Here is a 22,160-nt window from a genome sequence, read left to right as displayed (position 1 = left end):
GCGATCACTTCGAGATCATCGACTGCTGAAGCCAAAATTCTTCCAATCCTGTGTGTACTGCTTGTACGTCGTCCGGCGTTCCGAAGACCTCGAAACGGTAGAGAAGGGGAACCTCGCACTTGGCCGAGACGATGTCGCCGGCCAGGCAGTAGCCCTCTCCGAAGTTGGTGTTGCCCGCAGCGATCACGCCTCGGATGAGACGTCGGTTGCCCTCGTCGTTGAGGAACCGGATGACCTGCTTCGGGACGGCGCCCCGCCCTTCGCCGCCACCGTAGGTGGGGAGGACGAGGACGTAGGGGTCACTGACGTGGAGCGCTTGCTCTGACGGGAACAGCGGGATCCGCTCGGCCGGCACGCCCAGCTTCTCGACGAATCGCCGGGTGTTGCCCGAGACGCTGGAGAAGTAGACGAGGTTCGTCATGACCCGGGGCCCTCCTGCGTTGTCGGTGGATTCGCCGGGCTCCGTCGTGACGACGTCGACCCGGCGGACCCGAGTGGGTCAGGAGATGCGGGCGGCGAGGCCGGCGATCTTGTCGGGGCGGAATCCGCTCCAGTGGTCGTCGTCGGCGATGACCACGGGGGCCTGCAGGTAGCCGAGGGCCTTGACGGTCTCGAGCGCGGCGTCGTCGGCCGTGACGTCGAGGATGTCGTACTCGATGCCCTTGTTGTCGAGGGCGCGGTACGTGGCCGTGCACTGGACGCAAGACGGCTTGGTGTAGACGGTGATGGCCATGGGATCCCCTGTGTTCTGGCCGGCTTTCGAGGCCGGGTCTGGTGGTTCGCGGGCCACGGGGCGTAGTGCCCGTGGCGACTCTTCGATACTACATCTAGTGGCCGACGACGGCACCCATAACTACATGCGGTGTTACACCGGTGTAACTCTGACCGGTCCGACTTTCCACAGGGCAGCCCACAAGTTGCCAACAGTTATCGGGGTGTTCTCCCCGATTCCGGGTGGTTCTCCACATGCTTCTCCCCACCTCCGACATTCGAATCGGGTTGGCCCCATTTCGGGTCGTCGGCGTGTCGCGGGCGACGGGGCCGCTCCGTAGACTTGACCACTCGTGAGCACCTATTCGACCCTGCTGAAGACGCCCGGCGTCTCGCGCATCATCGCGGCGCAGCTGACCGCGCGGTTCCCCTTCGGCATGCTGTCGCTCGCGTTCCTGCTGCACGTCGAGCACGTGCACCACTCGTACGCCGCCGCCGGCCTGGTGCTCGCGGCCACGAGCATCGGTCAGGCCATCTCGGGTCCGCTCACGAGCCGGTGGATGGGCCGCTGGGCCATGCGCCCCGTGCTGACCCTCACGCTCATCGTCTGCTTCGCCTCGATGATGACCTTCACCCTGGTCGACTTCTCGGTGCCGGCGTTCATGGCCCTCGGCTTCGTGACGGGGCTCAGCGTCCCGCCCGTCCAGCCCGCGGTCCGCACCATCTACCCGAAGATGGTCACCTCGAACCAGCTGACCCCGCTGTTCTCCCTCGACGCCTCCGCCCAGGAGATCATCTGGGTCGCCGGCCCCGTGATCACGACCTTCGTCGGCACCCAGATCGGCACCCAGGAGGCGATCTGGCTCGCCGCGGCGTTCCTCGTCGGCGGCGGCGTCTGGTTCATCGCCTCGCCCGAGGTCGGCCGCGTCCGGATCCCCCGCAGCAAGCGAGCCTTCGGCAAGGTGCTCGCCCGCCCCACCGTGCTGCTCGCCACGGTCGCCGGATTCCTCCTCATCGGCGCGTGCGCCGCCGTCGAGGCCGGTGTCGTCGCTCTCTTCGGCGAGGGCAGCGCGGACTCCGGCATCGCGCTCGCGATCTTCGCCGCCGGCTCGCTCGTCGGCGGTCTCGCGCTCGGTCACGTGCCGGTCGGCCCGTGGGCCCTCGCCCGACGCCTCTCGATCGTCTTCGTCGGCATGACGCTGGCCGTCTTCATGACCGGCCTCTGGCCTCTCAGCGTCACGCTGCTCATCGCCGGCGTCGGGATCGCCCCCGCGCTGGCCGTCATGTTCGCGATCGTCTCGTCGAGCGTGAAGTTCAGCGACACCGCCGAGGCCTACGGCTGGGCGGGCACCGGGCAGCTGATCGGCTCGGCCCTCGGCTCCGCCATCGCGGGCTTCTACATCGACCGGATCGGCGGGCAGGGCGGCCTCATCGTCGCCGCCGCCTTCGCCCTCGTCGGCATGATCGTCGGGGTCCTGTTCCACCGCTCGCTGCCCGATCTGCGCGGTCGCGACGCCAGCCCGCTGCCGGACACCGAGCCGGTGGCCGTCCAGCCCAGCTGACCCGCGCCTCCTCGGCCTGGCAGGATCTCAGCATGTCCGACATCGAAGTCCCCCGGCTCGAGCTCACCGACGGCACGACGATCCCGCAGCTCGGCCTCGGCGTCTACAAGGTCGCCGACGACGAGGCCGAACGGGTCGTCCGCATCGCCCTCGACGAGGGCTACCGCCACGTCGACACCGCGACCCTCTACGGCAACGAGGCCGGCGTCGGGCGGGCGATCCGCGCCTCCGGGCTCGATCGCGACGACGTCTACCTGACGACCAAGGTGTGGAACACGGCGCACGGCTACGACGAGACCCTGCGCGCGTTCGACGAGAGCCTCGCCCGGCTGGGCACCGACCACGTCGACCTGTACCTGATCCACTGGCCCGCACCGGCGCGCGACCGCTACGTCGAGACCTACCGCGCCCTCGAGACGATCCGGGCGGAGGGGCGGGCCCGGTCGATCGGCGTCAGCAACTTCTCGATCGCGCACCTCGAGCGACTGCTCGGCGAGACCGACGTCGTGCCGGTCGTCGACCAGGTCGAGGCGCACCCGTGGCTGCCGCAGCGGGAGCTGCGCGCGTTCGGCGACGCTCACGGCATCGTCACCGAGGCGTGGTCGCCGCTCGCCCGCGGGCGGATCCTCGACGACGAGGTGCTGCTCGGCATCGCCGAGCGGCACGGGGTGAGCACGGCGCAGGTCGTCATCCGCTGGCATCTGCAGCAGGGGATGGTGGTGATCCCGAAGTCGGCGACGGCGTCCCGGATCCGCTCGAACCTCGACGTGTTCGGCTTCGAGCTCGACGACGCCGACCTCGCGGCGATCGCCCGGCTCGAGTCGGGCCGCCGCACCGGGTCGCACCCCGACGACGTCGAGTGACCGCGGGCTGCGGCGGGTCACCGTCATCGGTGGCGGGTCAGCTCTGACCCGCCACCGATGACGCGAGCCCGCCGCGGGGCCCCGACAGGAGGCGCGGGCCGGGTCCGTTACCGTGGTCAGGCACGCCGTCGACGCAAGGAGCACCCCCGCATGACCATCACCGCCGCAGCAGACGGATCCGCCCTCGGCAACCCCGGACCGGCCGGCTGGGCCTGGTACGTCGACGACGAGCGCTGGGCGGCCGGCGGCTGGCCGCGGGCCACCAACAACCAGGGCGAGCTGACGGCCGTGCTCGAGCTGCTGCGGGCGACCGCCGGCACCGACGACGATCTGCACATCCTCTGCGACAGCCAGTACACGATCAAGGCCTGCACCGAGTGGATGCCGGGCTGGAAGCGCAAGGGCTGGCGGAAGGCCGACGGCAAGCCGGTGCTGAACGTCGAGATCCTCAAGGAGCTCGACGCCGCCCTGGCCGGCCGACGGGTCCGCTTCGAGTGGGTGCGCGGTCACGTGGGCCACGAGATGAACGAGGCGGCCGACGTGCGCGCGCGCGGTGCGGCGACGGCGTTCCAGAACCGCACGACGGTGCCGAGCGGGCCCGGCTGGCCGGGGGCTCCCGTGTCGACGACCGACCCGATCGCGGCCCCGGCGACCCCGCCCGCGCCTCCCGCGACGCTCTTCTGACGCGACCCGCGCCTCCCCCGCGGTCGACGCTCTGACGCGACCCTCGACCCGCGACCCGCGACCCGCGCCGGCGTCTCGACGGCAGCGGCGTCGAGTGGTCGGAAGACGCCCTTCGATCGAGGATGAAGGGCATCTTCCGACCACTCGATCTCCGGCCCGGGGCTCGAGGGCGGGGGCGGGCAGGCTCGCGGTGCTGTCACGCACCTCCGCGTGATGGCCGTGGAGCGCGCGCTCCACCCAGGAGGCGCGGGTCGGCTCGATCGACGCCTGCGCTACATCGAGGGGTGCGTGCTCGACAGGCCGCCGTCGACGACGAACTGCCCGCCGGTCGAGAACGCCGAGTCGTCGGACGCGAGGTGCAGGGCGAGCCCGGCGACCTCCTCCGGTCGAGCCAGCCGACCGCGCGGGCTCATCGTCTTGAACGCGTCGAGCAGGCCCGGCTGCGCCTCGACCTGGCGACGGAACATCGCGGTGTCCGTCGGGCCGGGGTGCAGCGAGTTGATGCGGATGTCCCAGCCCTCCTGCGCGGCGTGGGCGGCGCTCGAGCGGGTGAGACCGACGAGCGCGTGCTTGCTCGCCGTGTACGCCGCGTCGTCGCCGAAGCCGAGGAACGACGTCGCCGGCGCCAGGTTGATGATGGAGCCGCCCTCCCCCTCGGGGTTGGCGCGCATCCGCTCGATGGCGAAGCGGGTGCCGAGCATGACGCCGGTGACGTTGACGGCGAAGACCCGGTTCCAGCTCTCGAGCTGGGTCACGTCGATCGACTGACCGGAGACGATGCCGGCGTTGTTGACGAGCACGTCGAGGCGGCCGTGCTGTTCGGCGACGTGGTCCATGACGCGCTTCCAGTCGCCGCCGTTGGCGACGTCGTGGCGGAGGAACTCGGCGCCGGCCTCTGCCGCGACGGCCGTCCCGTCGACGATGTCGGTGGCGATGACGTGCGCCCCCTCGTCGGCGAATCGACGGACGATGGCCTCGCCGATGCCCGAGGCCGCCCCGGTGACGATCGCGACTTTTCCGGACAGGCGAGACATGGGTCCTCCTCGTGGAACGGAGCACGGTGGTGCTGCGGTCATCGGCGGCTCCCGGGTCGGGGAGCACGGGATCGAGGTTACTCCTCGACGCGCATGCCCCCGGTGCGCTCGGAGGCGGGTCCGACGTGGGTGACGGTCACCACGGCCTCACCCCGCTCGTCGCTCGACGCGAGGTCGACGACGGCCGAGATGCCGAAGTCGTGGTCGCCCTCGGGGTCGGCGAGGATCTGCCGGACCCGCCACACCGTCGGCAGCTGCTCGACGACGAGCATGTGCGGCCCGCGAGCGGCCGCGTCGGTGCCCATCGAGTCGTACTCGTCGTAGTAGCGGTCGAGCGCCTCGCCCCAGCGGTCGGTGTCCCACCCCGAGGCGGCGTCGATCCGACCGAGCTCCTCGGCGTCGTCGCGCGCGGCGAGCTGGACGCGCCGGAACATCTCGTTGCGGACGGCGATGCGGAAGGCCCGCTCGTTCGCGCTGAAGCGACGCAGCACGGGCGGGACGATGTCGTCGTGGGCGTCGACCTCCCGGGGGTTGAGCATCTCCTCCCACTCGTCGAGGAGGCTCGAGTCGACCTGTCGCACCAGCTCGCCCAGCCATTCGATCAGGTCGGCGAGCTCGTCGGTCTTGGCCTCGTCGGGGACGGTCTGCCGCAGGGCCCGGAACGCGTCGGACAGGTAGCGCAGCACGAGACCCTCGGATCGGGCGAGTCCGTAGAAGTTCACGAAGTCGCCGAAGGTCATCGCCCGTTCGTAGAGATCGCGGACGACCGACTTCGGGCTCAGCTCGAAGTCGCCGATCCACGGCTGGGACGCCTTGTACGTCTCGAAGAGCGCCGTCAGCAGCTCGTCGAGGGGCTTGGGGTGGGTGACCTGCTCGAGCAGCTCCATCCGCTGGTCGTACTCGATGCCCTCGGACTTCATGGCGGCGACGGCCTCGCCGCGGGCCTTGAACTGCTGCTGCGAGAGGATCGGGCGCGGGTCGTCGAGCGTCGACTCGACGACGGAGACGACATCGAGCGCGTAGCTGGGCGACTCGCGGTCGAGCACGTCGAAGGTCGCGAGCGCGAAGGGCGAGAGCGGCTGGTTCAGCGCGAAGTTCGCCTGCAGGTCGACCGTCAGCCGGATGACCGGATCGCCCCCGTCGACGGACGGCTCCTGGACGACGACCTCGGCGGTCCGCAGCGTGCGGTAGATCGAGATGGCCTGCCGCGCCATCGCGTACTGCCGGGCTCGCGGCTCGTGGTTGTCGAAGACGAGCGACCGGACGGCGCCGAAGACGTCTCCGCCGCGCCCGATGACGTTCAGCAGCATGGCGTGGGTGATCTGCATGTGCGAGGTCAGGGCCTCGGGCTCGGCGGCGATGAGCTTCTGGAAGCTCGGCTCGCCCCACGAGACGAACCCCTCGGGCGCCTTCTTGCGGACGATCTTCCGCTTCTTCTTCGGATCGTCGCCGGCCTTCTCGATGGCCTTGAGGTTGTCGATCTCGTGCTCGGGCGCCTGCAGCACGACCGAGCCCGACGTGTCGTAGCCCGCCCGACCGGCACGACCGGCGATCTGATGGAACTCCCGTGCCGAGAGCTGTCGCATGCGCGTGCCGTCGAACTTGGTCAACGCCGTCAGCAGCACCGTGCGGATGGGAACGTTGATGCCGACGCCGAGGGTGTCGGTGCCGCAGATGACCCGCAGCAGCCCCCTCTGGGCGAGCTGCTCGACGAGACGGCGGTACTTCGGCAGCATGCCGGCGTGGTGCACGCCGATGCCCGATCGCACGAGTCGGCCGAGGGTCTTGCCGAAGCCCGTGCTGAAGCGGAATCCGCCGATGAGCTCGGCGATCTCGTCGCGCTGCTCACGGCTGGCGATCTTGATGCTCGACAGCGCCTGGGCCCGCTCGAGGGCCGCCGCCTGCGAGAAGTGCACGACGTAGACGGGCGCCTCCCCGGTGCCCAGCAGGTCCTCGACGGTCTCCTGAACCGGCGTCTGCGCGTACGTGTAGTGCAGCGGCACGGGGCGCTCGACGCCGGTGACCCGGGCGACGGGCCGCCCCGTCCGTCGCGAGAGGTCGTCGGTGATGCGGGTGACGTCGCCGAGCGTGGCGGACATCAGCAGGAACTGCGCCCGCGGCAGCAGCAGGAGCGGCACCTGCCAGGCCCAGCCGCGGGACTGGTCGCCGTAGAAGTGGAACTCGTCCATGACGACCTGGTCGACCTCGGCGTCGTCGCCGTGCCGAAGAGCCAGGTTCGCCAGGATCTCGGCGGTGCAGCAGATGATGGGCGCGTCGGAGTTGACCGACGAGTCGCCGGTGACCATGCCGACGTTCTCGGGCCCGAAGAGCTCGACGAGGGCGAAGAACTTCTCGCTCACCAGGGCCTTGATCGGGGCCGTGTAGTACGTGCGCTGCCCTTTGCTCAGCGCCACGAAGTGGGCGCCGGCGGCCACGAGCGACTTTCCCGTGCCGGTGGGCGTGCTGAGGATGACGGAGGCGCCCGAGACGAGCTCGATCATCGCTTCGTCCTGCGCGGGGTACAGGGGCAGACCGCGGCCTTCGGCCCAGCCGGCGAAGTCCGCGTACGCCGCGTCCGCATCGTAGGAGGCGGCGCCCGGCCGGGCGGGCAGCAGGGCGGCGAGAGGAGCGGTGGCAGCGGAGGGCATGATGACTCGATCTTGCCCCATCGCGCCGGAGAGACGGCACGCCCCCGTCGACGAGTCGAGACTCGGACGGAGGCGTGCGGTCCGCGCCCTGGACCGGGGCCGTGCGCGATCGGATCAGGAGACCGGGCACGGGACCGCCGATCGATCGGCGGGCGCGGGCGCCTCGGTAACCAGCCGAGAGCGCACTACAAGATAGCGGCTCGACCGGCCTGCACGGCGAGATGAGCGGGTGATCGTCGCCGGGTGGTCCGCATCACCCGTCCGGTCGACCCTCCCGGTGTCGGTGCCTCCTGGTAGAACGGAGTCTCCCCGACAGGCAGGAAGAACAGACGATGACGTCCACTCCCCCCAGCACCACCGACCGCAGCACGTCGAAGCTCGGCCCCCACGAGCGGGTGGCCGTGACGGGCGGCAGCGGCAAGCTCGGCCGGGCCGTCGTCCGCGACCTCGTCGAGCACGGCTACGAGGTCGTGCTCCTCGACCGGGCCCCCAGCCCCGACCCCGTCGAGGGCGTGACGTTCGTGCGCGTGGACCTCGCCGACTACGGCGAGGTCGTCCAGGCGCTCACCCACATCGACGACCGGTACGACAACATCGACGCCGTCGTGCATCTCGGGGCGATCCCCGCGCCCGGTCTCGTGCCGAACGCGTCGCTGTTCACGAACAACGTGACCGCCAGCTACAACGTCTTCGCGGCCGCCCGCGCCGCGCGCATCCGCAACGTCGTGTGGGCCTCGAGCGAGACGCTGCTCGGCATCCCGTTCGACCTCGACCCGCCCTACCTGCCCGTCGACGAGGAGTACGCGGTCCGCCCCGAGTCGTCGTACTCGCTCGGCAAGGCCCTCGACGAGGAGATGGCGCGCCACTTCACCCGCTGGGACCGCCAGCTGAAGATGTTCGGGCTGCGCTTCTCGAACGTGATGGACGACGGCGACTACGAGGCGTTCCCCTTCGACGAGACCCCGGAGCAGCGCACGTTCAACCTGTTCTCGTACATCGACGCCCGCGACGGCGCTCAGGCCGTCCGCAAGGCGCTCGAGTCCGACATGGTCGGCTTCGAGGCGTTCATCATCGCGAACGCCGACACGGTCATGAACACGCCGACGTCCGTGCTCGCCGACCGCTACTACCCGCAGGTCGAGCGCCGGGCGGCGATCGAGGGCAACGAGCCCCTGCTCAGCTCCGACAAGGCGCGCGACCTGCTCGGCTTCGTGCCCGAGTACTCGTGGCGCACCTGGGGCGACCGCAACGGGCGGTAGCCGCATCACGGCCGGCGGTCCCGCGGGGGCCGCCGGTCGCCGCGCCGGGCGACTCAGAGTCGGAGCATGCCCACGGCGACCAGCTCGCGGAGGCGCGGTGCCAGCTCGACACGGAGCTGCGCCTCCTCGACTCCCAGCAGCTGCGCCAGCGCCCCCACGACGGCCGCAGCCGACAGCTCGCCGTCGGAGGCTCCGACGAGGGCCGACAGGGCCGTGCCGGACTCGACGCTGCGGGCGAACCCGCCGCCCTGCCGGAGGGTGAGCACCGTCGGGTCGTCGTTGCCCGGCCAGTAGTGCCGCTCCTCGGTGACGTCGCCGGCCACGCGCAGGTGGGTCGCGAGCAGCGCGTCGTCGTCGAGATCCCGCAGGGCGTCGATGGCGTCCATCGTCGCGAGCAGATGCGAGCCGAGGCCGACCTCGTTCGCCCCCATGGCCCCGAGGAGGCGCTCGATCCGCACCACGGGCGCACGCGCCTCGTCGACGGGGCGGCGGAGGGTCACGTAGCCGAACCCGACCTGCTCGACGCCCCGGGCCTCGAAGTCGCCGAGCCAGGCCTCGTACAGGCGCTCGAACTCGTCGCTGCCGGGGCGGGTGCCACCGTCGCGGATCCACGTCTCGGCGTAGGCGGCCGGGTCCTGCAGCTCACGCTCGACCACCCAGACGTCGAGCGGGACGCCTCCGCGTGACGCCCAGTCGGCGACCGAGTAGGCGCCCTTCTTGGCGGGCGCGCCTCCCGGGCCCGCGGACTCCCAGTTGCCGAGCAGCTGGGCGACGCCGCCGGGGGTCAGGTGCCGCCCCACCTGGGCGACGACCGAGGCGACGAGGTCGTCGCCCTCCATGCCGCCGTCGCGGTACTCGTACTCGGGCACCCCCTCGAGACGCGGTGTGATGACGAACGGCGGGTTCGAGACGACGTGATCGAACATCTCGCCGGCCACCGGCTCGAACAGGCTCCCGAGGCGGAACTCGATGCCGTCGATGAGGTTGAGCGCCGCGTTGAACCGGGCGAAGGCGAGTGCGCGGGTCGAGATGTCGGTCGCGACGACGTGGCGGGCGTGCCGGGCGACGTGCATCGCCTGGATGCCGCAGCCCGTGCCGAGATCGAGCGCCCGGTCGACGTCGCGCGGGACGATCAGCCCCGCGAGGGTCGCGGACGCCCCGCCGACGCCGAGCACGTGATCCTCGCGGAGCGCGCCGCCGAGGGCCAGCTCGCCGAGATCGGAGGCGATCCACCAGGCGGCCTCGCCGACGCCGTCGACGAACGAGTACGGGCGGAGGTCGACCCGGGCCCGGACGACGCCGGCCGTCCCCTCGGCAGCGGGGCCGTCGACGTCGGGCCCCGCGACGTCCGACGGAGTCGACGCGGCGTCGTCCGTCTCGATCAACCCGAGGGTCTCGGCGTCGTCGACGCCGAGGGTGGGCAGGGCGCGCTCGACGTCGGCCCGGGGCTGCGGGTACCCGAGGATGAACAGCAGGGCGAGCGTCGCCGCCGTGCGGATCCCGTCGTTCGCCCGGGCGCTGCGGCGCAGAGCGCGACGGGCGGCGACCCGCTCGCCGCGGAAGAGCGCCGCACCGGCCGTCGGACCCCAGGCGTCGGGGCCGCTCAGGCGGTCGACGGTGAACCCCGACGACGACAGGTCGGAGCGGAGTCGGGCGAGCAGGGCGTGATCGGTGGAGACGAGAGGCACTCCCCCATCTTTCCGCACCGATGCCGAGGTGCGCGGCATCGCGACCGGGCAAGCGAAAGGCCCCCGTCGCCGGGGGCCTCTCTGCATTCCGTGGAGCTAAGGGGATTCGAACCCCTGACCTTCTCATTGCGAACGAGACGCGCTACCAACTGCGCCATAGCCCCGGAAACCGCTCTGCAACGATAGCACCCCCGCAGGGGCGCTCCAACCTCGCCGGGTCAGACGGCGCGGCGCCGGGCGAGGGCCTCGTCGAGCCGGATCGACGGCTGACCCAGGTCGTCGATGATGCCCATGCGGGCGAAGCGGCTGTCGGGTGCGGGAGGCGCGGGCTCCGCGGCCGCAGCGGCCGACGCCGCCGAGGTGGTCGCCTCGGCCGCCGGCGTGGCGGGCCGTTCGCGGACGGTGCGCGTCGTCGGCGCGGTGAGGGCCGCCTCGGCCCGAGCCGCCTGACGGAGCGCGTCGAGCTGCGCCTCGCGGAGCGCCTGCACCGATCGCGCCGCCTCGGCGCGGAGGTCCGGCTCGATGTCGGTCCGTGCCGACGGCGCCGGTCGCGGCGCCATGCCGGCCCCGGCGACGGCACGCTGACGGCCACGACGGAGGTACAGCGGCTTCGGCACGGGGACGGGGGTCCACTGACGGGAGGCGGTCTGCTCGCCCTCGCGCGCCTCCTCGGTGCCGGTCGACTGCGGCGACCCGTCGGCGAAGTCGCGGAAGGGCTGAGCCACCCGGGGCTCGGCGACGACCTGGCGCCTCGACCGGGCACGCGACACGGCGGCGAGCTGAGACAGCATCGCCACCGCGCCGGCTCCGAAGACCAGACCGGCGACGCCGAGCAGCCAGGCGGCCTGCAGGTTCGCGACGGCGACGACGATCGCGATCAGGCTGACGATGAGGATCGCGGTCGACACGAGACGCGACCGGCGCAGTCGGCGCGCGGCCAGGGCCGGGTCGCGGTCGGCGGCCGACAGCTTCGGACCGGCGGCGGCGAGCTCGCGGGTGATCGCACGCTGGCGCGCGGCCTCATGCGCCCTCCTCAGAGCCTCGCGCCGCGCCTCCTCGTCTCGGAGGATCCGCTGCGCCTGCGCGACGGATCGCGCGTTGGCCTCGACGCGGACCTCCTCGGGCAGCTCGGCGGTCTGCGCGAGGATGCGGAGCGTCTGCTGGAGACGGATGGCGTTGCGCTCGGTGGCCAGGTACTCCTGACGTTTGTGCCAGGTGGGCACGAGATACGCGACCCAGAGCACGGCGACGAGCGCCAGCACGGCGCCACCACCCCAGGACTCGATGTTCATGGTGACAAAGGTATGAGTGCGGAGGGGGCCGCGAGGCCTAGGCGACAGGTGTGTCTGCCCGATTCGCGGACGGATGTGCGCCGCGCGGCTCGGAGGAGGCGGTGACGCTCAGATCGGGAGCGCGCGCCCGGCCTCGGCGAGGGCCTCGGGCGGGACGCCGCCCTGGCCGACCGGCACGGTGCCGCTCCTCCAGCGGGCGAGGACCCCCTCGGGCACCTCTTCGGCGACGAGCGCGAAGCAGAAGTGATCGCGCCACATGCCGTTGATGTGGATGTAGCGCCGACGGAGACCCTCGTAGCGGAAGCCGAGCTTCTCGACGACCCGCAGCGAGGGGGCGTTCTCGGGTCGGATGCAGATCTCCATCCGGTGCAGCCCCAGCACCCGGAAGCAGTGGTCGGTCGCGAGCGCCACGGCCGTCGGCGTCGCGTCGTGACCGGCGGCCGACTGCGTCACCCAGTAGCCGATCGTGGCCGAGCCGAGGGACCCGTAGGTGATGCCGCTGACGTTCAGCTGACCGACGAAGCGGCCGTCGAGCTCGATCGCGAAGGGCAGGCCGAGCCCGGCGCGCGCGTTCGTCTGCAGAGCGCGGATGCTGCCGCGGACGTCGTGGTTCGTGAAGCCGTTCGGGTTCGTGGCCTCCCATTGGCGCAGCCACGAGCGGTTCTCGGACAGGGCCGCGTCGAGGTCGCGGGTGTCACGCAGACGGAGGGGCCGGATGCCGATCCGCCCCTCCGCCAGCGTGGGAATGGTCGCCACAGGTGCGCTCGCCTACTCCAGTCCGGCCGTGAACTCTTTGAGCCACGGACGCAGCTCGGCGCCGAGGTCGTCACGGTCGCTGGCGAGCTGCACGATCGCCTTGATGTAGTCGAGCTTGTCGCCGGTGTCGTAGCGACGACCGCGGAAGACGACGCCGTAGACGCCGCCCGTCCACTCCTCGGCGCTGGCCATCTTCATCAGCGCGTCGGTCAGCTGGATCTCGCCGCCCTTGCCCGGCTCCTGCTTCTCGAGGACGTCGAAGACCTCGGGGCGGATGACGTAGCGACCGATGATGGCGAGATTCGAGGGCGCCTCGCCCTGAGCCGGCTTCTCGACCAGGCCGGTGATCTTGACGACGTCGTCGACGTCGGTCTCCTCGACGGTCGCGATGCCGTAGAGGTGGGTCATCGACGGGTCGACCTCGAGCAGCGCGACGATGGTCGCGTTCTTCTGGCCCTGGACCTCGATCATGCGGTTCAGGAGGGGGTCGCGCGCGTCGATGATGTCATCGCCCAGCAGCACGGCGAAGGGCTCGCGACCGACGTGCATCTTCGCGCGGAGCACCGCGTGGCCGAGACCGAGCGGGTCGCCCTGACGGACGTAGTGCATGTCGGCGAGGTCGGTCGACTGGTTGACCTTGGCGAGCTTGTCGTGGTCGCCCTTCTTGCGCAGGGTCTCCTCCAGCTCGCTCACGTGGTCGAAGTGGTTCTCGAGCGCGTTCTTGTTCCGGCCGGTGATCATCAGCACGTCGGTCAGGCCGGCGTTGACGGCCTCCTCCACGACGTACTGGATCGCCGGCTTGTCGACGACCGGCAGCATCTCCTTCGGCATGGCTTTGGTCGCGGGGAGGAACCGAGTCCCGAGACCCGCTGCGGGAATGACTGCTTTGGTTATAGAGAAGCCCATGCGGGTCAGCGTACCGATCGGAGGGGCCTCGCGGGCGCGCCGATTCTTCCCCTTACGATTGGGCGCATGACGGACGAGGTCGGCAACGAGAAACGCGCCCTGCGAGCCGAGCTCCGCCAGCGGCGCCGCAACCGCACCGGACGGGATCGGGCCGAGGCGAGCGTCGGCATCACCCGGCACCTCATCGACCTCGCGACGAGCCTCGAGGTGCGTTCGATCTCGGCCTACCTCTCGACGGCCGACGAGCCCGACACCCGCCCCTTCGTCAACTGGGCCTTCGAGAACGGCATCCGCGTGCTGTTCCCGATCTCGCGCGAGGACGGCCTGCTCGACTGGGCCGTCGGCGACGGCGAGAGCGAGACCCGCGGGCTCTTCGACCTGCCCGAGCCGGTCGGCGAGGTGCTGAGCCCCATGGCCATCAACGACGTCGACCTGATCGTCGTGCCCGCGGCGCTCATCGACCACGGCGGCATGCGCATGGGCTGGGGCCGCGGCTACTTCGACAAGACCCTCGGCTCGATGGAGAAACGGCCCCCGGTCTATGCTGTGGTGTTCGATCCCGAGTACGTCGACACCGTGCCCCGCGAACGCCACGACCAGCCCGTCGACGGGGTCGTGACGCCCTCCGGCGTCCACGAGTTCTGACGCGGCCCGCTCTTCCGACGAGGATCCCTGTGCCCACGTATTCCTACCGCTGCACCGAGTGCGACAACGCCTTCGACATCGTCCAGTCGTTCACCGACGACACCCTCACGGTCTGCCCCGTGTGCCAGGGGAAGCTGCGCAAGGTGTTCAGCCCCGTGGGCGTCACCTTCAACGGATCGGGCTTCTACCGCACCGACTCGCGCGGCGCCAAGGGCTCCGGCGGCGGCGCCGGGTCGAAGACCGGGTCGGGCGACAAGGCCTCCGGCTCCGGAGACAAGCCCTCGACGGGCGGCTCCTCCGAGGCGAAGACCTCAGGAGGCGCGTCGTCGTCGTCGTCGACGCCGTCCTCCGGCTCCAGCGGATCCGGCTCCTCCTCCGGTGGCGGGGCCGCAGCGAAGTGACTGGCGGGCCGAGCCGCCCCGTGGTTAGGTCGTCTCCGACAGGCTCTGTCATCAATCGACCCGAAGGAGCACGCCCGTGAAGGGTTTCAAAGAGTTCATCCTGCGCGGCAACGTGATCGACCTGGCCGTCGCCGTGGTCATCGGCGCCGCGTTCACCGCCATCGTCACCTCGCTCGTGACGAACATCTTCAACCCGCTGATCGGCGCGGCGTTCAGTGCCTCCTCGCTCGACGACAGCCTGATCGTCAGCATCCCGACCCTCGGCGACGGTGGCGACGCCCAGCTGCTCTTCGGAGCCGTGCTCGGATCCGTGATCCAGTTCGTGATCGTGGCCGCGGTGGTCTACTTCTGCCTCGTGCTGCCGGTCAACCACCTCCTGAAGCGGACCTTCGCGCGCCAGGCGGCGGAGGAGACGCCGACCGACGTGCCGCCGACCGACGTCGAGCTGCTCAGCGAGATCCGCGACCTGCTGCGCGCTCAGAGCGCGCCGGCCGCCGGGTCGGGCTCGCGCGCGGCGCCGCTCGCCGAAGGCACCGACCGCACCGGCGCCAACGGACCCCTCGGCAGCCGCTGAACCGCAGCTCCCCCGCTTCCGCGACGGCCCGCCACGCTCCCGTGGCGGGCCGTCGTGCGTCCGGCGGACGCCGTGCGTCGGCCGACGCCGCCAGCCCACGCCTCAAGCCCACGCCGTGGTGCGGGTCAGCCCCAGTGGGGCGGCACGTCGGCGCGCAGCTGCGCGTCGTTCTCGGCCGAGGCGTGCCGAGGAGGCTCGGGTGCGGGAGTCGGATCGCTGCCGGGCACCGGGTCGGTGGAGACCCGACGCCCGCCGCGACGCCGCACCACGAGGGGGTGCTGCGCGACCGCCTCGACGACGTCGGGGGCGTCGTCGTCGGACGCCGCGCCTCCTCGACTCACCCGCGGTTGACGTGCTGGCTGGCCGGCACGCTCGGGATCTCGCTGGTGCGCGATCCCTCGATGCCGAGGACCTCGGCCACGCGCGACGCCACCGCATCGGGGTCGGTGAACAGCTGGAACGCGTGCACCCTGACGTAGTGCCACCCGAGTCGGCGGAGCGTCTCGGGACGCGCCCGCAGCGATTCGCGGAGGCTCGTGCGCGAGAGGGTCGTGTCGGTCTCGATCGTCACGCAGACGCCGTCGTGCGCCGCCACGAGGCCGAGCTTGCCGCGGTGACCCAGCGCCACGGGGATGCCCTTGGCCTCGAGTCGTCGGGCGAGGTCGACCAGCATCGGGTCGCTGTCGTCGGGGACGTGCTCCGCGGTCGTGCGGACCTGCACCTCGGTGAGGATCTCGGAGAGCGCGACCGTCCCGTGGCCCATGCGGCCGCCGTCGATGTCGCTCGGCTGGAAGCACGTGACGATCACCATCGAGCGACGGGCCCGCGTCATCGCGACCGCGAGGAGACGCTCGCCGCCCGGCTGCCCGAGCGGACCGAAGTCGCTCAGCACCCGACCGTGCGGCGTGCGGCCGTAGCCGATCGAGAAGACGACGTGGTCGCGGCTCTGCGCGACGCTCTGCTCGAGGGTCGCCACCATGAACGGCTCGGCGCGGTCGCCGACCACGAACTCGGTGAGGTCCTTGTGACCCGAGACCGCGGTGAGCACTGCCTGCTGCACGCGCACGGCGTGCTTCGCGCTGGCCGTGATGACCATGAGCGACTCGCGGGGCCGCGTGCGGGCGTGCTCGACCACGAGCGAGACGACCCGGTCGACCTCGGCGTCGACGCTCTCGACGGCGCCGGACTCGGGGTCGGGCACGGCCGTTCCGCCCGAGACGTAGTCGAGCGCGATGCTGCCGTGACCGAGGAAGCTCCCCGCCCAGGGCAGCGACTCGATGCGCCCGCCGTAGAAGCGGCGGTTGACCAGCTCGGCGAGGTCCTCGCCGCCGGCCCGGTAGCTGCGGGTCAGCGAGAGCGTCGGCAGCAGGGTCGACAGACGCGCCAGGGCGCTGTCGGCGTGCAGGGCCTCGAGGGTCGCGTCGTCGTGCGACGGCGGGCGCTTGCCCGGCGTGACCGCGATGTCGAACTCCGAGGGCGTCTGCGTGACCGGGTCTCCGAAGGCCACGGTCTGCTTGCCGCGACGGATCGCGCCGACGTTCTCGGCGATGGTCGTGGCGCCCGCGTCCACGAGGATGACCGTGTCGAACGGCACCGTGTCGGCGATGGTGTGCACCTCGTAGGGCGAGGCCAGCCAGACCGGGGCGATGGACCGCGAGAGGTGCGGGGCGGCGTCGTGCAGGAGGCGCGCGGTCACGTGCTCCTGGCGCAGGAGGCGCTTGAGGGCGGCGGCCTCGTCGGGCCAGTCGACCAGACCGATCGTCCAGTTCTCGGCGAGCAGCCAGCCGAGCAGCTGGGCGCTGCCGGCGGCGTGCGCCTCGTCGACGAGCCGGAAGTCGGCCTCGAGACGGTCGAGCATGGCGATGTTCGCCCCGAGCAGGGCGCGGTCGGCCTCGAGCAGCGACTCGAGCGCGGACCGCCACCAGGCGAGCTCGAGCTCGGCGGCGACCTGCTGCTCGGGCACGTGCCGGTTCGCGAGATCGGTCAGGAGAGGGGTCAGCTCGAGGTCGCGGAGGGTCGTCATCAGCTCGGTGCGCTCCTGCAGGTTCTGCAGGACGTCGCTCTCGGCCGCCAGGGCGTCGAGCCGCTGCTGCAGCTCGACGACGCCGATCTCGGTGAGCCCCTCGTCGCCGGTGAGACCGAGCGGGCGGTCGAGGCGTTCGAGGTCGTGGGAGACCTGCTGGTGCAGCACGTGGGTGTCGGCGATGCCGGTGGGCACCTCGGGGGGCGTGCCCGCGGCGACGAAACGCTGCCACTCGTACCGCTGCTGCTGGATGCGCTGCAGAGCGCCGTGCAGGTCGGCGATGTGGACCCCGGGGCGGACGTACTCGCGAGCGAGCTTCTTCAACCGACGCCGGTTCGCGCTCGACATGTCGGGGGCCTCGCGCTTCGGCGCCGTCGCCGCCACGAGCTCGGCGACCGACCGGTCGAAGACCACCGGCAGGAACTTGTCGAGGGTGTCGCGGATCTCGGTCAGGAGGCGCAGGTAGACGCCCAGCTCGGCGATCGATTCGAACGGTCGCATCCGGGTCTTGCCGATGACGTCGCCGGCGCGCTCGAGCAGGCGGGGCAGGTCGCGATGGTGCAGGTTCTTGGCGAGCTGATGAGCGTCGCCGGCGCCGAACGAGTCCGTGAACTGCGAGCCGTACCAGGGCGAGTCGCCCGGGCCGTAGCGGAACTCGCCGAGGTTCGCCGCGTTGACCATCGTCTCGGCGACCCGTGAGCGGCCGTCGACCATCGCCTCGATGCTGCGGCGGCTGAGTCGCGCGGTCGTGGCCGGAGGCGCGGGCAGCAGGGCGAGACGCGAGAGCTCGGTCAGGCAGTCGAGCACGGAGACCTCGAGGCGCGGGTCCCGCTTGCTGAGGGCGCCCCGGTAGTCGACGAGCACCTTGCGCAGACGCACCAGGGCGTCGTCGACCTCGCCCATCTGAGGACGGGTCGCCTTCTCGTTGCGGCCGATGGCCCGCACGACGTCGCGTCGCAGCGTCTTCGGCGCCACGGCGACGCCGGGCAGACCGACCTCGGTGAGGCGGTCGCCGATGCCGCTCAGGGTCGCGCGTCGGGCGCTGACCACGAGCACGCGCTTGTTCTGCGACACGAGACGACCGATCGCGTTGACGATGGTCTGCGTGCCGCCCGTGCCGGGCAGGGTCTTGACGACCACCGAGTTGCCGGCGGCGATCTGCGCGACCACGTTCTCCTGCTCGGGGTCGGCATCGAGCAGCAGGGTGTCGGTCTCGGGGCTCCGCTCGTCCTGCGGGGTCGCCGAGGCGGAGCGATGCCCTTCGGCCACCTGGCGGAGCGCCATGGCGTTCCCGGTCAGGGCGTCGAGGACCGGGTGCCCGAGCTCGCGGGTGTCGAGCGCCATCTCGGTGCCGACCTCGGCGAAGGTCGAGACGATCAGTCGGGGCTGGACGGTGAACCACTCGAGGTGCGCCGTCAGACCGCGCAGCCGGTCGATGACCGGGTTCGGCGTGAACGACCCCTCGCGGCTGGCCAGGGCGACGAACGACTCGGCGTCGAGCGCGATGTCGAACTGCTCGTGGAGCGCGTCGACGAGAGCCGGGTTGAGGAACGGCCTGCCGAGCAGCTTCACCTCGAAGTCGCGCCCGTGCCGGCGGATCGCGAGCGGACGGAGCAGCACCGGGGCGCGGTAGTCGTGGCCCGCGTGCGACCAGGCGGCGACGCCGATCGCCAGGTGCACGGCGTCGATGCCGCGGACGGTGGCCAGCTCGAGACCCTTGGCCGCGATCTCGCCGGCCGCCAGCCGCGCGGTGCGCAGCGCGAGGTCGTCGCGGATCAGGCTCGACAGGAGGGTCGTCTTGCCGGTGATGAACTGCGCGAGACCGCCCGGGTGGGTCGTGCTCAGCTCGATGCGGGCGCGCTGCTCGTCGCCGAAGTGCAGCAGGGTCGATCGTCCGCCGATCTCGCCCAGCTGCTGACGCCAGACCGCCCAGACGGGCTCGGCCGCGTTGCCGACCGAGAGCCCTGGATCACCGAGGCTCACGGTGTGCGGGGAGTGCGCGCCACCGGGCGCGCTCGTCGGGACGACCTCGGAACGGGTTCCGTCGTCGTCGTCGTCATGCTGTCTGTCGGCGCGCCACACACCAGCCACCTTAAGGCGTCGAGCCCGAGATAGTGGGGAGGACGGGCGGACGTCCGGGCAGCAGTACGACCATCTGCGGTCCTGTCATGTGACATGACGATGATGGCATGTCGGCCCACACGACTGCGTTATGGTCATCACGGTCGATTGCCAAAGGGCACGTCGGCCGCATCGATCACGGGAGACCACCTTGCCTTTCGAGCAGAAGTACAGCACCGCCGTCCGAGAGCAGTCGCTCGCTCGGGTCCTGCAACGACGCGAGTCCGAGCCGGGCAACCGCGCCATCATCCGCGAGACCGCGGTGGAGTTCGCCGTCGGCGAGCAGTCGCTGCGGGCCTGGCTCCGCGCCCACGAGCGCGCCCAGAACCCCGAGACCGTCGCGACGCCGGAATCGAACTCGGGCTCGGGCTCGTCGTCCGACGAGACGGGCCCGTCGACAACCCTGGCCGGACCCCCACCGGCACGGCGTCCAGGCTCGCTCGACGCCTCGACCGCGGACCGCATCGCCGAACTCGAGGCCGAGGTCACGCGGCTGCGTCGCGATCGCGAGGCCCTGAAGTCCGCCATGGCCGTCGTCCTGGTCGACTGACCGGGGGGCAGGAGGCGCGGGTCGAACCCCGAGACGCCCCCGGAACCGACGACGCGGCCACCGGCTCGACGGGGGGATCGGAGCCGATGGCCGCATCGCGGCCGGTTCAGTCTGCAATGTGACATGCCAGATGTCAAGGCGGCTCGACGGGCCCGGTCGCAGCCGAGGAGCGCGTCGTAGGGTGTGACCACCGACAGCGCGTCGCGCACTCTCATTCAGGAGCTCCCATGGCTGGAAGATTCATCGTCACGCACGACGCCGACGGCATGTTCCGTTTCGCGTTGACCACGGCCGCCGGCGAGGTCGTCGCGACGTCCGAGGCCTACGGCCAGAAGGGGGCGGCGATGAACGGCATCGACTCCCTCCGCGAACTCGCGACCGACGCCATCGTCGACGACCGCACGACGTCGCCTGCTCCGACCCACGCCGACTAGGCGTCCGGTGACTCAGCACGTCGTCCTCGCCGGCGCCTCGGGGTTCATCGGTCGCCATCTCGCCGACGCCTTCCGCGCCGAGGGCGCCCGGGTCAGCCTGATCGGACGCCACGGCCCCGACGCCCGCTGGGGCGACACCGCCGCGATCACCGCTCTGCTCGACGGCGCCGACCTGGTGGTGAACCTCGCCGGCAAGAGCGTCAACTGCCGGTACTCGCCGGCGAACCGCGCCGAGATCGTGCGGTCGCGGGTGGCCACCACGCGCGAACTGGGCGAGGCCATCGCCGCCTGCGCCGCGCCTCCTCGGCTCTGGCTCAACTCGTCGACCTCGACGATCTACCGTCACGCCGACGACCGACCCCAGTCGGAGGCCGACGGCGAGATCGGCTCGGGCTTCTCGGTCGACGTCGCCACCGCCTGGGAGGACGCGCTGTTCGCCCCCGACCTGCCGCACACGCGCCGGGTCGCCCTGCGCATCGCGATCGTGCTCGGCGACGCCGGCGCCCTCGCGCCGCTGCTCAACCTCGCCCGCGCCGGCCTCGGAGGCCCCCAGCTCGACGGGCGGTGGCCCGCCACCCGCGCGCGCCTGTGGGCGGGCACCTACCACCGCCGCGCCACCCCCGGCGGACGCCAGAAGTTCAGCTGGATCCACATCGACGACATGATCGGCTCGCTGATGTGGCTGCGCGATCACGACGAGATCGAGGGCGTCGTCAACATCGCGTCGCCGAACCCCGTCGACAACCGGACGATGATGGGCGTCGCACGACGCGCGGTCGGCATGCCGTTCGGTCTGCCCGCGTTCCGCTGGATGCTCGAGATCGGCATGGCGGTCTTCCGCACCGAGAGCGAGCTCGTGCTCAAGAGCCGCTGGATCGAACCGCGGCGCCTGGTCGACGGCGGCTACGCCTTCGAGCATCCCCACATCGAGGAGGCGGTCGGCACGATCGTCGCGGAGGGTCGCCGCCGCGCCTGATCGCCCTCACCCCCGGGCGGGGCGGGCGGGGTCAGCGGAGGTCGAGGGCGGCGAGCGCCGGGCTGTGGCGGGCGAGCCCGGCGTCGACGGCGTCGGGGTGCTCGGCGTACCAGGCCAGGTGGGCGGCGCGCACCTCGTCGGTCGGCACGACGGCTCCGTCGACGATCCAGTGCTCGGTCGGCTCGTCGGCGAGGCCGAAGGTCTCGATGACGGCAGCCAGCCGGGGCGCGTGCACCCGGTCGAGCAGCGGACGACCCGGGTCCACGACGTGATCGGGCAGGCCCAGCGCCTCGCGCACCCGTGACGCGGCGGTGCTCCAGACGGGGTTGCCGGGGTGGTTCAGCGTCCGCATCTGCTCGAACGACGGCTGCTCGAAGAGGTCGGACAGCACGATGGTCGCGTTCGCGGCCTCGCGGGCGCGCAGCTGAGCGAGGGACTCGGAGGCGACGGTGCGGACGGCGAGGGCGTCGAGTCGGCCGGCGACGCCGGTGACGGGCACCGCGCCTCCTTCGCGACGGATGGCGGCCTCGACCAGCACGCGCAGGTCGTGGTACTCGACGAGAGGCGGCACGAGCGAGGTGTCGCTCGGCGGACGCACGATCGCATGCGTCGGATACAGCCCGGCGACGCGCACCACGGGCACCCGCAGCAGTCGGGCCCCGGCCGGCAGCACCGCCGCGAGCTGAGCCGTGCCGAGGGGCAGACCGTGGTAGTCGTCGCGCACGGGCTGCGACACGAGGACCGACGCCCGGGACACCCAGTGCTGCAGGTACGGGAGGTCGGCGGCGGTCAGCTCGTGCACCGCGGGGATGCGCACCGTCGCGAGCCCCGGCCCCTCGAGCATCTGCCGCAGGCTCTCGGCCTGGCAGTTGCCGACGACGATCGCGACGTCGTCGGACGGCCCCTCGGCCAGGGAGTAGAAGACCCCGTAGTGATGGGCGCGGGCGTCCGCGTCGATCGGAGGCGCAGGAGGCGCGGCGGAGGGTGAGGAGGAGTCGGTCACGACCCCAGCATGGCCCACCCGGCCCTCGGC

21 protein-coding genes and 1 tRNA gene are annotated in these 22,160 nt (G+C 71.6%); 10 read left to right on the top strand and 12 right to left on the bottom strand.

The annotated features are described in order from the left end of the window. Window positions 1-4: 4 nt before the first annotated feature. Together nrdI and nrdH are read right to left on the bottom strand one after the other, a co-directional pair. Window positions 5-421 carry a class Ib ribonucleoside-diphosphate reductase assembly flavoprotein NrdI gene (nrdI, locus tag ASF17_RS00550; RefSeq protein ID WP_055794229.1) on the bottom strand — a complete coding sequence of 139 codons (417 nt, stop codon included), beginning with the start codon at window positions 419-421 and terminating at the stop codon, window positions 5-7. 78 nt (window positions 422-499) lie between these two features. Then, window positions 500-733 (bottom strand): glutaredoxin-like protein NrdH, encoded by a 234-nt coding sequence (nrdH, locus tag ASF17_RS00545; protein WP_055794227.1) that lies wholly within the window; start codon window positions 731-733, stop codon window positions 500-502. A 331-nt stretch (window positions 734-1,064) separates the two neighbouring features. On the opposite strand from nrdH, the gene ASF17_RS00540 reads away from it, so the two are divergent. From ASF17_RS00540 to ASF17_RS00530, 3 genes are all read left to right on the top strand, one after another. Continuing rightward, the gene (locus ASF17_RS00540) at window positions 1,065-2,273 is read left to right on the top strand and encodes an MFS transporter (RefSeq protein ID WP_055794226.1); all 1,209 of its coding nucleotides are present in this window, start codon (window positions 1,065-1,067) and stop codon (window positions 2,271-2,273) included. Between the two features lie 32 nt (window positions 2,274-2,305). Then, the gene (locus tag ASF17_RS00535) at window positions 2,306-3,136 is read left to right on the top strand and encodes an aldo/keto reductase (RefSeq protein ID WP_055794223.1); all 831 of its coding nucleotides are present in this window, start codon (window positions 2,306-2,308) and stop codon (window positions 3,134-3,136) included. A 150-nt stretch (window positions 3,137-3,286) separates the two neighbouring features. Further along, window positions 3,287-3,820, top strand: coding sequence for a ribonuclease H family protein (locus tag ASF17_RS00530; RefSeq protein WP_055794221.1), 534 nt, complete (start codon window positions 3,287-3,289; stop codon window positions 3,818-3,820). Window positions 3,821-4,092: 272 nt separating this feature from the next. On the opposite strand, the gene ASF17_RS00525 is transcribed toward ASF17_RS00530, so the two are convergent. Further along, window positions 4,093-4,854: an SDR family oxidoreductase gene (locus tag ASF17_RS00525; protein ID WP_055794219.1), complete on the bottom strand. Its 762-nt coding sequence runs from the start codon at window positions 4,852-4,854 to the stop codon at window positions 4,093-4,095. 77 nt (window positions 4,855-4,931) lie between these two features. Further along, window positions 4,932-7,502 (bottom strand): DEAD/DEAH box helicase, encoded by a 2,571-nt coding sequence (locus tag ASF17_RS00520; protein WP_082474937.1) that lies wholly within the window; start codon window positions 7,500-7,502, stop codon window positions 4,932-4,934. 332 nt (window positions 7,503-7,834) lie between these two features. Here ASF17_RS00520 and ASF17_RS00515 point away from each other — a divergent pair, with 332 nt between their 5' ends. Beyond that, on the top strand, window positions 7,835-8,761 hold the full coding sequence (locus ASF17_RS00515; protein ID WP_055794218.1) for an NAD-dependent epimerase/dehydratase family protein: 927 nt from the start codon (window positions 7,835-7,837) through the stop codon (window positions 8,759-8,761). A 53-nt stretch (window positions 8,762-8,814) separates the two neighbouring features. On the opposite strand, the gene ASF17_RS00510 is transcribed toward ASF17_RS00515, so the two are convergent. The 5 genes from ASF17_RS00510 to galU all read right to left on the bottom strand — a co-directional run bounded on the left by ASF17_RS00510 (window position 8,815) and on the right by galU (window position 13,403). Further along, entirely contained in the window at window positions 8,815-10,488 is a 1,674-nt protein-coding gene (locus tag ASF17_RS00510; protein ID WP_082474936.1) for a DUF7059 domain-containing protein, read from the bottom strand. Between the two features lie 52 nt (window positions 10,489-10,540). Continuing rightward, window positions 10,541-10,613 (bottom strand) — tRNA-Ala (locus tag ASF17_RS00505). Window positions 10,614-10,667: 54 nt separating this feature from the next. After that, complete coding sequence (locus tag ASF17_RS00500) at window positions 10,668-11,741, bottom strand: DUF3040 domain-containing protein (protein WP_156357239.1); 1,074 nt, start codon at window positions 11,739-11,741, stop codon at window positions 10,668-10,670. Window positions 11,742-11,849: 108 nt separating this feature from the next. Further along, window positions 11,850-12,497: a GNAT family N-acetyltransferase gene (locus ASF17_RS00495; RefSeq protein WP_055794213.1), complete on the bottom strand. Its 648-nt coding sequence runs from the start codon at window positions 12,495-12,497 to the stop codon at window positions 11,850-11,852. Between the two features lie 12 nt (window positions 12,498-12,509). Further along, the gene (galU, locus tag ASF17_RS00490) at window positions 12,510-13,403 is read right to left on the bottom strand and encodes a UTP--glucose-1-phosphate uridylyltransferase GalU (RefSeq protein ID WP_055794212.1); all 894 of its coding nucleotides are present in this window, start codon (window positions 13,401-13,403) and stop codon (window positions 12,510-12,512) included. A gap of 66 nt (window positions 13,404-13,469) precedes the next feature. On the opposite strand from galU, the gene ASF17_RS00485 reads away from it, so the two are divergent. The 3 genes from ASF17_RS00485 to mscL all read left to right on the top strand — a co-directional run bounded on the left by ASF17_RS00485 (window position 13,470) and on the right by mscL (window position 15,023). Beyond that, window positions 13,470-14,048 (top strand): 5-formyltetrahydrofolate cyclo-ligase, encoded by a 579-nt coding sequence (locus ASF17_RS00485; protein ID WP_055794211.1) that lies wholly within the window; start codon window positions 13,470-13,472, stop codon window positions 14,046-14,048. A 29-nt stretch (window positions 14,049-14,077) separates the two neighbouring features. Beyond that, window positions 14,078-14,449, top strand: coding sequence for an FmdB family zinc ribbon protein (locus tag ASF17_RS00480; RefSeq protein WP_055794210.1), 372 nt, complete (start codon window positions 14,078-14,080; stop codon window positions 14,447-14,449). A gap of 76 nt (window positions 14,450-14,525) precedes the next feature. Then, on the top strand, window positions 14,526-15,023 hold the full coding sequence (gene mscL / locus ASF17_RS00475; RefSeq protein ID WP_055794209.1) for a large conductance mechanosensitive channel protein MscL: 498 nt from the start codon (window positions 14,526-14,528) through the stop codon (window positions 15,021-15,023). 125 nt (window positions 15,024-15,148) lie between these two features. Here mscL and ASF17_RS00470 read toward each other — a convergent pair whose 3' ends face one another. Beyond that, window positions 15,149-15,364 carry a hypothetical protein gene (locus tag ASF17_RS00470; protein WP_055794207.1) on the bottom strand — a complete coding sequence of 72 codons (216 nt, stop codon included), beginning with the start codon at window positions 15,362-15,364 and terminating at the stop codon, window positions 15,149-15,151. Further along, window positions 15,361-19,128: an AAA family ATPase gene (locus ASF17_RS00465; RefSeq protein WP_055794205.1), complete on the bottom strand. Its 3,768-nt coding sequence runs from the start codon at window positions 19,126-19,128 to the stop codon at window positions 15,361-15,363. The genes ASF17_RS00470 and ASF17_RS00465 overlap by 4 nt, the downstream gene beginning before the upstream one ends. A gap of 190 nt (window positions 19,129-19,318) precedes the next feature. On the opposite strand from ASF17_RS00465, the gene ASF17_RS00460 reads away from it, so the two are divergent. From ASF17_RS00460 to ASF17_RS00450, 3 genes are all read left to right on the top strand, one after another. Then, window positions 19,319-19,717 carry a hypothetical protein gene (locus tag ASF17_RS00460; RefSeq protein ID WP_055794203.1) on the top strand — a complete coding sequence of 133 codons (399 nt, stop codon included), beginning with the start codon at window positions 19,319-19,321 and terminating at the stop codon, window positions 19,715-19,717. A 227-nt stretch (window positions 19,718-19,944) separates the two neighbouring features. After that, complete coding sequence (locus ASF17_RS00455; RefSeq protein WP_055794201.1) at window positions 19,945-20,151, top strand: YegP family protein; 207 nt, start codon at window positions 19,945-19,947, stop codon at window positions 20,149-20,151. 7 nt (window positions 20,152-20,158) lie between these two features. Continuing rightward, window positions 20,159-21,127, top strand: a complete 969-nt coding sequence (locus tag ASF17_RS00450) for an epimerase (RefSeq protein WP_055794199.1) — start codon at window positions 20,159-20,161, stop codon at window positions 21,125-21,127. Window positions 21,128-21,158: 31 nt separating this feature from the next. Here ASF17_RS00450 and ASF17_RS00445 read toward each other — a convergent pair whose 3' ends face one another. Continuing rightward, entirely contained in the window at window positions 21,159-22,130 is a 972-nt protein-coding gene (locus ASF17_RS00445; RefSeq protein WP_055794197.1) for a WcbI family polysaccharide biosynthesis putative acetyltransferase, read from the bottom strand. Between the last annotated feature and the right edge of the window lie 30 nt (window positions 22,131-22,160).

Source organism: Frigoribacterium sp. Leaf263 (assembly GCF_001422285.1).
Lineage (GTDB): Bacteria > Actinomycetota > Actinomycetes > Actinomycetales > Microbacteriaceae > Frigoribacterium.
This window is presented reverse-complemented; position numbering and strand designations above follow the sequence as displayed.